General features: G+C 42.1%; 8 protein-coding genes, 1 pseudogene and 1 riboswitch. Of the genes and pseudogenes, 1 reads left to right on the forward strand and 8 read right to left on the reverse strand.

Annotated features, from left to right (window positions below; all coding sequences use genetic code 11):
• Positions 1–581: 581 nt before the first annotated feature.
• The gene (locus tag F9856_RS03660) at positions 582–704 is read right to left on the reverse strand and encodes a type I toxin-antitoxin system Fst family toxin (protein WP_172003588.1); all 123 of its coding nucleotides are present in this window, start codon (positions 702–704) and stop codon (positions 582–584) included.
• 141 nt (positions 705–845) lie between these two features.
• Between F9856_RS03660 and pepA the strand changes: the two genes are divergently transcribed.
• Complete coding sequence (gene pepA, locus F9856_RS03665; protein WP_202105772.1) at positions 846–1,907, forward strand: glutamyl aminopeptidase; 1,062 nt, start codon at positions 846–848, stop codon at positions 1,905–1,907.
• A 44-nt stretch (positions 1,908–1,951) separates the two neighbouring features.
• Here the strand turns inward: pepA and F9856_RS03670 are convergent, their stop codons facing one another.
• The 7 genes and pseudogenes from F9856_RS03670 to F9856_RS03700 form a co-directional block, all read right to left on the reverse strand.
• Positions 1,952–3,208, reverse strand: coding sequence for a bifunctional folylpolyglutamate synthase/dihydrofolate synthase (locus F9856_RS03670; protein ID WP_202105773.1), 1,257 nt, complete (start codon positions 3,206–3,208; stop codon positions 1,952–1,954).
• Positions 3,209–3,263: 55 nt separating this feature from the next.
• The gene (locus F9856_RS03675) at positions 3,264–3,815 is read right to left on the reverse strand and encodes a folate family ECF transporter S component (protein WP_202105774.1); all 552 of its coding nucleotides are present in this window, start codon (positions 3,813–3,815) and stop codon (positions 3,264–3,266) included.
• A 42-nt stretch (positions 3,816–3,857) separates the two neighbouring features.
• A riboswitch (THF riboswitch) is annotated at positions 3,858–4,002 on the reverse strand.
• 125 nt (positions 4,003–4,127) lie between these two features.
• Entirely contained in the window at positions 4,128–5,315 is a 1,188-nt protein-coding gene (locus F9856_RS03680; RefSeq protein WP_202105775.1) for an acetate kinase, read from the reverse strand.
• A gap of 49 nt (positions 5,316–5,364) precedes the next feature.
• Positions 5,365–6,318: a class I SAM-dependent methyltransferase gene (locus F9856_RS03685; protein ID WP_202105776.1), complete on the reverse strand. Its 954-nt coding sequence runs from the start codon at positions 6,316–6,318 to the stop codon at positions 5,365–5,367.
• Between the two features lie 404 nt (positions 6,319–6,722).
• Positions 6,723–7,928, reverse strand: a complete 1,206-nt coding sequence (locus tag F9856_RS03690; protein WP_202105777.1) for a hypothetical protein — start codon at positions 7,926–7,928, stop codon at positions 6,723–6,725.
• A gap of 141 nt (positions 7,929–8,069) precedes the next feature.
• Positions 8,070–9,231: pseudogene (locus tag F9856_RS03695) on the reverse strand (IS630 family transposase).
• A gap of 237 nt (positions 9,232–9,468) precedes the next feature.
• Positions 9,469–10,779 (reverse strand): hypothetical protein, encoded by a 1,311-nt coding sequence (locus F9856_RS03700; RefSeq protein ID WP_202105778.1) that lies wholly within the window; start codon positions 10,777–10,779, stop codon positions 9,469–9,471.
• Positions 10,780–10,907 lie beyond the last annotated feature (128 nt).

Consider the following 10,907-nt stretch of genomic DNA (forward strand, 5'->3'; position numbering starts at 1 on the left):
TAACAATCACTCCCCTCTCTATTTTGAGGGGCATTTCTATCCTAACAAAAACAGGTTTGCTTGTCAATCTTAGGTATACTGCCATTGGACTTGTGACAGCTGAGACAAACTCGCACCACTTGACAAAAGGCTAAAAATAGATAGAATGGTCTTACAGTGATAAATGTTTGTCAACACTTGGCAATCAAAAAGCCCCCAACGTTCCCAACGTTGAGGGTTTTCTTTTGGAGCGAGACAGAACTCTAATTTAGTAAAATGAGTTCGTCAACTAGTCCCTGTTTTCAGTTGTTGAGCTAAAACGGTCTATTCCCAGACCGTTTCAGTCTCACCCACGCACAGCTCCAAAGGTTCGGGGAACCTTTGGAGGTTGGAGATAGAGCGAGCAATGTTCGCAACAAGCGTAATGGTCAGATTTGGAGTGTGAAACACGAATTGCTGAGATTTGCTCTGCAAATCCCATCTCCAACCTTTAAACTCGCTTTTTCCTTTCTAGGCTCGGGCTGAAACAGTTCACTGAACTGTTTCACTCCCCCAGACTGTTAAAGCCAATCAACCACTGCGCTGAGATGTTGGCACAAACTCTAAGTCATAAATCCCACTCTATTGTCACTATTGTTGAGCCAATACTCAAAGAGTATCAACACAAGACCTGATACAATAGGTGCAACGAACAAGGTGAGAAGTTCGAACAACAAGGCAATCACCTCCTCTCTATTTTGAGGTACATTTCTATCCTAGCAAATTTCAATCATTCTTGTCCATACTATCCATATTTTTCTATATTTTCAAGACAAGTCTGGCTCTTCGTGATAAAATAGTAATAATCATATCATGGAGGAAGAAGTATGACTCTTTTTGAAAAAATTAAAGAAGTTACAGAATTACAAAGTTTACCAGGATTTGAAGGACAGGTTCGCAATCACATCCGCCAGAAAATCACACCACATGTAGACCGTATCGAAACAGATGGACTAGGTGGCATTTTTGGTATCAAGGATACGGCTGTTGAAAACGCTCCTCGTATCCTAGTGGCTGCACATATGGATGAAGTCGGCTTTATGATTAGCCAAATCAAGCCAGACGGTACTTTCCGTGTTGTCGAGCTAGGAGGCTGGAACCCTTTGGTCGTATCAAGTCAACCCTTCACGCTTCAACTACAGGACGGTCGGACCATTCCTGCCATTTCAGGTTCAGTGCCTCCCCATCTTTCTCGTGGGGCTAACGCTCCTGGTATGCCTGCCATCGCTGATATTATTTTCGATGCTGGTTTCGCCAATTATGAGGAAGCTTGGGCGTTCGGTGTTCGTCCAGGGGATGTTCTGGTTCCCAAAAATGAAACCATTCTAACAGCCAACGGAAAAAATGTTATTTCTAAGGCTTGGGACAACCGCTTCGGTGTTCTTATGGTGACGGAATTGCTGGAAAGCCTATCGGGTCAAGCATTGCCAAATCAGTTGATTGCTGGGGCAAATGTGCAAGAAGAGGTTGGCCTACGTGGAGCTCATGCTTCTACAACTAAGTTCAACCCAGATATTTTCCTTGCTGTTGATTGCTCGCCTGCAGGCGATATTTATGGCGACCAAGGAAAAATTGGTGACGGTACCCTGCTTCGTTTCTACGATCCAGGTCATATCATGTTAAAAAACATGAAAGACTTCCTCCTCTCAACTGCCGAAGAAGCAGGTGTCAAATTCCAATACTACTGCGGTAAAGGTGGAACAGATGCTGGTGCAGCCCACTTGAAAAATCATGGTGTTCCGTCGACAACAATCGGTGTCTGCGCTCGCTACATCCATTCACATCAAACTCTCTACAGCATGGATGACTTCTTAGAGGCCCAAGCCTTCTTGCAAGCTATCGTGAAAAAATTAGACCGCTCAACGGTTGATTTGATTAAAAACTATTAAAACAAAAGACTTTGCTAGGTAGAATGCCCGGCAAAGCCTTTTTTCTATATAAACTCTTCTAAAATGTACTTCCTCACATAGGTAATAAGGTAAAGTGAGCCTGTAATCAGGTAGAGTTTTTTGGGATTGTCCAAGTCTGCCCGCTCCAACCACTCCTGATAGTTCTGAACTCGTTCATAGCCTGACGGATAATCTTCTAGCTGTACCGCACGGAAATCGTCAAAGGTTGTCACGCTAACAGGTCCAAATTGGCTAAGCTGGGACAACATTTGGTCCACAGGCTTGGTATTGATGGCTGCAAAGAGGATTTCAATATCTCTATCGGCATAGTTTTCCTCTAGGAGCTGGGTCAGGACGGCGATGCTTTCATTATTGTGGGCTCCGTCAATCATAAGCGTAGGCTTGATCAATTCTAAGCGGCCCGGCCAGATGGCTTGGGACAAGCCCTGGCTAATGGTTTCATTGGTAATCTTTTGAAAATCAGGGCTGATGAGCTGAGCTGTTGTCACTGCCAAGGCTGCGTTGACCTCTTGGTGACGCCCCTGCATAAGCAGTGTTAAATCCTCAACTCGGCCGAAGGGGCTTGAAACCACAAAGCCTGCTCTGCTATTTTCCAAAACGATCTGCCGCCCTACCGTATAGGTCGGACTCTGAAGCTGATGGGCGTACTTCTCAAATACTGCCACCACTTCTGGCTGGTCGGTCGCATAGAGGAGGGGAACCCGCTCACGCAAGACAGCAACCTTGTGACGGGCTATGGCAGCGTGGGTCTCTCCCAAAAAAGCCTGATGGTCCAAGCCGATGGACGGGCAAACTACCGCTAGAGGATTAAGGACATTGGTCGCATCCTGCAAACCACCCATGCCAGCCTCCACCAAGAGAATATCGGGACGCTGATAGTGGGCAAAATAGACAAACATAGCCACTACTACAATCTCAAATTCCGAGATGGCATCCAGTCCAGCCATCTGGTCCAAGTCCTCAATCAAGGGCTGCAAGTCTGTCACAATCTTCGCAAAATCTTCCTCTGAAATCATCTCCTGCTCAAAGACAATCTGCTCTCGAAAATCAATGATAGACGGTGATGTAAAGCGGCCGACAGTGTAATCCGAAGACCGTAAGATAGACTGTAACGCATTCAAGGTCGAACCTTTACCGTTTGTGCCCACAAAGTGTACGGTCGGCACTTGAAGTTGGGGATTATCCAAGCGTGCCAAGAGCCAGTTGACACGTGCAACGCCGTTTTCTAAATCTGATGCAGGACGACTAGATAGCCACCGGCGAGTTTCTCGATAATTCATGATTCCCTCTCTACAAAAGCAGCAACAGGGGGATGACCTGTTGCTTGATACTGTTTTATTTAATGCCCATTAACTTGGCCAATTCAGGTATTTTTTGTAGACTTGGTAAGACAAGCATAGTCACGACAATGCGTAATGGAATTTCAAAAACTGCCTTAATCAAGCGACTGCTATACAGAACAATCCAAGGTGTTCCAAAATGGAAATGGAGGGCAATCGGTGTCATGATAAAGGAAATTACAACCTGAATCAAGACAACAACCCCTGCAACATAGAGCCAATCAGCCTTGTTCTTGGTGTCTAGCGGTTTTCGATAGAAGAACCAGCCATAGATAAAAGCCGATACCGCCTCAATCAAAATCCAAGTAAAGAGGACCGTTTGCCCGCTAAACAAGACAAAGACTGGGTCTGAAATAGCCGCAAAGACAGCTGCCCAAACCGGACCAGCAATAGCTCCCAAAATAGTATTGGGAATGAAGGTAAACTGAACCTGCAAGGTTTCTGAAATCCGAATGGAGAAATAGTTCTCCACAACCATAACCAAGGCAAGGGTCATAGCAATAGCAGTCAACAACTGCACCGTTAGTTTTGGAATTTTCTTTTCCATAAAAAATGCTCCTTTTTCAAAATGGAGCTGTCGTGTATATTCGACAGCGGATGCAATGGTTTACCGCGCTACTCTTAGCCAGGACCAACGTTCCTACTCTAGGAGACATCAGATACAAGCAAAGATCAGCTTCGTTATGTGGCAACATCCCATCCACATACACTTGACGCAAACCATCTACTCTGTGCAAATTTCTTTGCTAGTCTATTGTATCACACACTATATATTTTGACTACTTGCTAAAAACTATACCTTTCTAAAGGTATAAACTATAAGAGAAACTGGCAGTCTCCGACTACCAGTTAGTTTTTCTTATTTCAAGCGTTCCACTTCACGCGCAATAACCAATTCTTCATCCGTCGGAATAACCAAGACACGAACTTTTGATTCTGCCGTTGAAATGTCACCATAGTTGCCAAATACATTCTTTTCTGGGTCCAACTCAATACCGAACCAAGACAAGCCTTCTACTACGTCATTGCGCATAAGCGGTGCATTTTCACCCATACCTGCCGTGAAGACAATAGCATCTGCCCCATTTAAAACTGCAAGATACTGACCGATAAATTTCTTAATACGGTCAATGAAAATATTGTAGGCCAACACTGCATCTGGATTGTGAGCTTGGATGCCTGATTCAATGTCACGCATATCGCTTGAATAACCCGATACACCAAGCAAACCTGATTGTTTATTCAGCATGTTAACAACGTCTGCAGCATCCTTCAACTCATCAACATTTGCAATCAAGTAAGGAATAATCGCTGGATCAATATCTCCCGAACGAGTTCCCATCATTGGACCAGCTAGAGGAGTGAAGCCCATAGAAGTGTCAACTGATTGACCGTGGTAGTTGGCAGTAATAGATACACCGTTTCCGATGTGAGCCGTAATCAATTTTAATTCCTCAATCGGACGTCCCAATACTTTTGCTGCCTCATGCGCTACATAATAGTGACTAGTTCCGTGCGCTCCATACTTACGAACCTTGTGGTCGGTATAGTACTTTTGTGGAATCGGATAAAGATAGGCATGCTTTGGCATCGTAGTGTGAAAAGCTGTATCAAAAACAGCTACACTTGTTACGTCTGGCAAGATGTCCCTGAAAGCACGGATACCAGCAGCATTGGCAGGGTTGTGAAGTGGAGCAAGGCTAGATAGATCTTCAATTTGTTTCAACACTTCATCCGTAATGACAACTGAATCCTTGAAGACTTCACCACCTGCTACTACACGGTGACCAACGCCTGTAATTTCTGAGAAATCGGCAATAATATTGTGCTTGAGCAAGTCTTCCAACAATATTTTTACTGCTTGTACATGATCAGCAATATCCAAGACCTGTTCAGCTTTCTGATCACCAAACTTTACTGTGACAATTGAATCCTTCAAGCCGATACGCTCAACAATCCCTTTTGCTAAGACGATTTCTTCTGGCATTTGATAAAGTTGCCATTTCAGACTTGAACTACCTGCATTAATTGCAATTGTTTTTGACATATCTTACCTCTTTTAAAGCGTTTTCCTAATTAGTATAACAGATTTTCACTTAAATTGCATTCTCTTGCTTCCAATTTTTGAAATTGAGCATGAACTTCTGAATCGCTTCTGGTTCTTGAAGACTTTGTAAGGGATAAACAAACGGCGTCAACGATTTTGCAGCTTTCTTTTGCAAGACAAAAATAGACTTGGCCATAGCAGCCTTCCCAAAGAGATTTGGTGGCAGGGCAATCATGGCAACAATATTGGCTTGCTCCTGTAACCAACCTTTCAGCAAATCGCTTTGCGGACTAGTCAATAAATCATTTGGAGCCAACAAAATCGCAAAGCCATCTTTTTCCAGATATTTGAGGGATTGTTCCATGAGTAAATGATGGGCGTAGGTATGTTCATTTGAACTGGCAACCTGATAACGGCTGGCAATCTGATCATCTGGATAGTAACCAATCGGCAAATCCGCAAGAATGATTTGGATTTCCTTCAAAATCTGCGGACGTACCGCATCTCCCTGAGCAAAAGAAATATCTGCCTGCATGACATCCGCAATACTTGCCGACAAATCAATCAAGAGGTCATCCACTTCGATCCCCAAGTAATCCAATTCTTTCTGGCTGGCATTGAGGATGGTCTGAGCTAGATTGCCTGTCCCCGAACCAATTTCTAGAACCGTCACCTTTTGAGTCGGCACCAATTGGTCTACTAGAAAAGATAGGATAAATCCGATGGAATCTGGTGTGAACTGGTGATTGTACTGCATAGGCTCTGTCTGATTGGCCTTGATGAGCAAGAATTGGTAGGCACGACGCCATTCTTCCTTGGTTAAATCTAGTTGTTTCAAGGTCTGATTGTTATTGACAACAAGGTCCGTCTCATGTTGATCAGCTACGTAAGCAGCATTTTGCTCAATCATGGCATCATAGATATTGGTACCTAGCTGGTTTTGGATAGTCTGTACGTTTTCTAATAGCAGGTCGTAAGCCTGTTCGATCTTTTCAAAATTCATACTCCTATCTTATCAAAATTTCACAGACTTTGCACCAAAAAAGGGGCTCTATAATTTCTTATAGTGGGTAAATCCACTGTAGAGGTTATGGAGTCATTTTGAGTGTAGAAAAAGAGTCCCATATGACCTATAATGAAAAGCAACCAAACTCACATTAGAAAGACTCATATGGAATAAATCCAGAGTCAGGGAAGTGACTCTGGATTCCTGAGCCTAGAAATAAAAAAGCGAAGATCATACCACAGAACTAATCAGAATCAAAGACATCAAGAGGCAAGCGTTCGGCTTTAGGAACTTTAAAACAAAGATATATATTGCTTTAAACATCAAAAATGAGAGAACGAATCTCGTTCTCTCTAAGTATTAGCTTTTTATCTACTAACTGAAGTTGATAAAGAGACTTATTATTTAGCTGAGTAGAAAGCAACGCCTTCTTGAGTCCAACCACGAGTTGCAAGTACTTTGTACTCGTTTGCGTCTGTTGTGTAAAGGTGTTTCTTAAGACCTGCATTGTAGAGACGGTATACTGGAACGCCATCTTTAACTGAGTTGAATGCTACGCCTTCTTGAGTCCAACCACGACCAGCAAGAACTGCGTACTCATTTGCATCTGTTGTGTACAAGTGTACTTTAAGACCTGCATTGTAGAGACGGTATACTGGAGTACCTTCTTTAGCTGATTTGAAGGCAACACCTTCTTGGCTCCATCCGCGCTCTGCAAGAACTGCGTACTCATTTGCGTCAGTTGTGTACAAGTGTACTTTAAGACCTGAGTTGTAAAGACGGTATACTGAAGTAGCTACAGTGTCGACTTTAACTTGAGCTTGAGCATCAGCGATGATTTGAGCGATTTGAGAGTCAGTTAAACCATTTTTAATCAATTCCAATTTAGCTGCTTCAACTTCTTTGTTCAAAGTCTCTACAACTACTTTCCATTCTGAAACTTCAGTTTCTGCAGCTGTTAAAGCTTTTTGTGCTTTAGCAGTAGCGTCAGTAAGTACTTTCTTAGCTGCTGCATCTGACTTAGCACGTTCTTCTTTCCAAGTTACCAAAGCATCTTCTGCATCAGTAACAGCTTGCGTGTCAGCTTCCAATTGAGTATTCAAAGTAACAATTTGTGCCTCAGCCGCTGCAATAGTAGCTTCTTCTGTTGCAATCTCAGCTGCCTTACCAGTCAAACCACCAACAAGGTTCAACTCTTTGATTTTTGCCTGAGCAGCAACAATCTTTTCTTTTTCAGTTGCAATCAATTTCTCAGTTGCTGTAACTGCCTCTTTTGCATCTGCCACTTTCTTTTCTTCAACTTTCAAAGCTGTTGCTGTAGCTTCATCAATTTGCTTAACACCTTCTTGTTCAGCTTTTTGAGCTGTAGCAAGTGTTTCTTTTTTAGTTTTAACTGTAGCTTCAGCTGTTGTAAGATTAGCTTTAGCAGTTGCACTTTGTGCTGACGCATCTGCCAAGTTTTTATTCAATTGTGCTTCGACAGAAATTTTTACAACACCTTTAATATTATCCAATTTAGCTTGAACGTCAGCTTGCGCCGTAGGTGCAACTACAACAGCTGTTGCCAAGGCTGCAACTGCTGCAAGTGTGATGTGTGTTTTTTTCATGATAAAAAACTCCTATAAATATTTATATTCGTTCTACATGGAACGTTACCATCATTATACTAACCCTTACACATTTTGTCAAGGATTTTTATCATCTTTTTAAAATTTTTTTAGGTGGCTAAATTCCCAAAGAAATAATACTCATTTAAAATCAAAAATAGCGGAAGTCCACTCTCTATGTACAATTGATTTTAGTTGAGAAGTAGACAAGCTTTGAATAACTTCCTGAAGTTTATCAATGACTTCATTTAATGTTCTAAATATCTTATTCTTAAACCCGCGTTTATGGATCTCAGCCCAGACTTGCTCAATGGGATTCATTTCAGGTGTATAAGGTGGAATGAAGGTAAACTCTATATTCTCAGGAATAGTCAATGTCTGAGATTTATGCCAGACGGCATTATCCATGACTAAAATGATGTAGTCATCTGGGTAAGCGGCTGATAGCTGGCCTAGAAATTCATTCATCCAGTCGCTATTACACCCGCCTGCTATGATGAAAAATGAGTCACCTGTATGAGCATCCACAGCTCCATAACAATAGCGATATTCTCGAAATATGATGGCTAGGTACGCTAGGCCTATGACCTTTCGGGAACCAGCAGGTACCTAGTTTACTGATACGACCAAAACCCGCCTCATCTTGATACAAAAAAGTCTGCTGGGAGCAGACTTTTTCCTGAGCTTAGAAATTGTAGAGCGAAGGCGGATGTTCTGGTAGGATTTTTCATTGATTAAGCGCTTACTCGCTTTCTCCTTGAATAAGGATTTTATTTTTAGACGCCAAAATGGTTTTTGCGTCTGCTTTTTTAGGATGTTGAGGACGAGGACTAACTTTTGTTGCTTACTGCGTAAGCTATATCTCCCACCTCAAAGAATCTCTTGATTCTTTGACCCAACCGTGGCGTTTTAGTAGGGCGTAAAATCCTTTTCGAGTCGTTTTATAACCAACTTTTTCTTGATAAGCCTCAAAGAGAGTAGAGACAGTCACAAATTCTCCATTCAAGGCAGATGAGCGTTGTTCTTTGAGAAAGGCTTCCTCTTCTTCGTGAGTCATATAAGAGCGACGACGTCCGCCACGGTTTTCATTAAGAAATGCCTGCAAACCTCCATCTAGATAGCGATTCAATAAGTTTCGTACGGTTTAATGGACAAAGCCCACTGATTTGGCTACAGATCTTAAATTATGGTATTCAGAGTAGAGAATAAGGGCTTGAATTTTTCTATGATGCCGAGCATTGCTTTTTTCTTTAAGGGCCTGTTTTAATTCCTCGATTTGGGAGGACGTAAGTTCTTTTGTCATAAAACTATTGTATCGCTATTTATGATTTTTGTTAAGTATAAGGTAGAACTTACTACGGGACAAGTTGGTAACTGACAATGAAAAACAAACACTTAACCCTCTCTGAGCGCAATGATATTCACATAGGAATTGAACAACTTAAGCCCTTCTATAAAAAAATCCAAAGCCTATCATTGCGACTTTGGAATATATGATACTTTAATACAAGAACCCAATAGCTATATCTGAAAAAGACTACTAATTGATAAACTGGATCAGACCTGACACCTTGTCATAATAGCCTGCTGTATCCCAATCGGCGTATTGAGGTAAACCTGTTAGGGTTCCAGTGAAGACAACATTGTTATTTATCGTACGCGTATCACTTGCCGTATTTCTCACTTGTACTCCATCTATTTTTGTAAGGATGCCATTAGCGATATTAAACTGAGGTGTCGCAGGCCATCTTCTCTCGGTATAAATGCCATGCTGTTTTAACTTGATAGCACTAAAATGCGCTGTTATAGAATCACCCGTCTTTCGCGCCGCCCCTTCGACACGTAGATAGATATCAGAACGATCAGCTAAAACTGCATTTCGACCACGTACAACTTCCGTCCCGTTCACATAACCAACATAGCTACCATCTTTTTGCAGTGTCAACATCAAACGATAGGTAGTGTTGAGACTGGCAAGATAATTAGCACGATGATAATATTGCCCTCCTACATTATTGCTGCCGATATTCTCAATCAAGAAGGCTGTTTTACCTGTATACGGTGCAACTGCTGCAGTGTCAAATTGTAAACCAAAACTTACAGCTGCGTCTGGGGCAGCCATGACGAGTTTAGCATGATAACCTGTACCAGATCCTGTTAAAGCAACATCCGCTTCAATGGTATGATTTGATTCTGTATTGGCAATTGTAGCACTGCCTGACGGGATAGTTGATGGTAGCTGATTATTTCCTTGGGCTGGTTGTGATGTTTGGGCTGACTCAGTAGATTGACTTGGAGGGGTAGGTTGGCTTGCTACAGGAGAATATTGGTAATATTGGGTTTGAATCGGAACACCGACACGATTCCCGTATAATTTAACACCTTCTTGTTGCCAACCATGTCTTGGTAGAACGCTGTATTCATTCTCATCAGTAGTCCAGTGGTGAAGTCCTCGTAGATTTTGGTTATAGACACGATAGATTTTCGCGCTGCCTCCAGAATAGAATACCGGCTGTCCGTTGTTATCAAGTGTCCAGCCATACTTGCTAGTCAGCACCTTAACTTCGTTGGTATCTGTTGTATACAAATGATTTTGCAAACCAGCATTATAAAGGCGATAGACTGGACTACCCTGACCTGGGTCAGGAGCATACCACGCCTCACCTTCATATCCCCAACCATGCTGGGTGAACAAAACATCTTTTTCATTTTTGTCAGTTGTATAGAGATGCTCTCCATTCTGCTTATTATATAAGCGATAAATCGTTTGATCTGCTTGGGCAGATTGACCTACAAATAAAGATAGGGCTGACATAGCAGTAACAATTCCGGCAAATAGGGTCTTTTTCATACACATCTCCTTTTATTTTTTCATTTTAACATTTTAATACATAAAAATTTTTTTGTCAACACCTCTTCATATGATGACCACGCCATACGCATGAAAATTTCTTCTCTCCTTTTGGACGGGAATGTTGC

This window comes from Streptococcus suis, from assembly GCF_016743335.1.
In the GTDB taxonomy this organism is placed as follows: domain Bacteria; phylum Bacillota; class Bacilli; order Lactobacillales; family Streptococcaceae; genus Streptococcus; species Streptococcus suis_Y.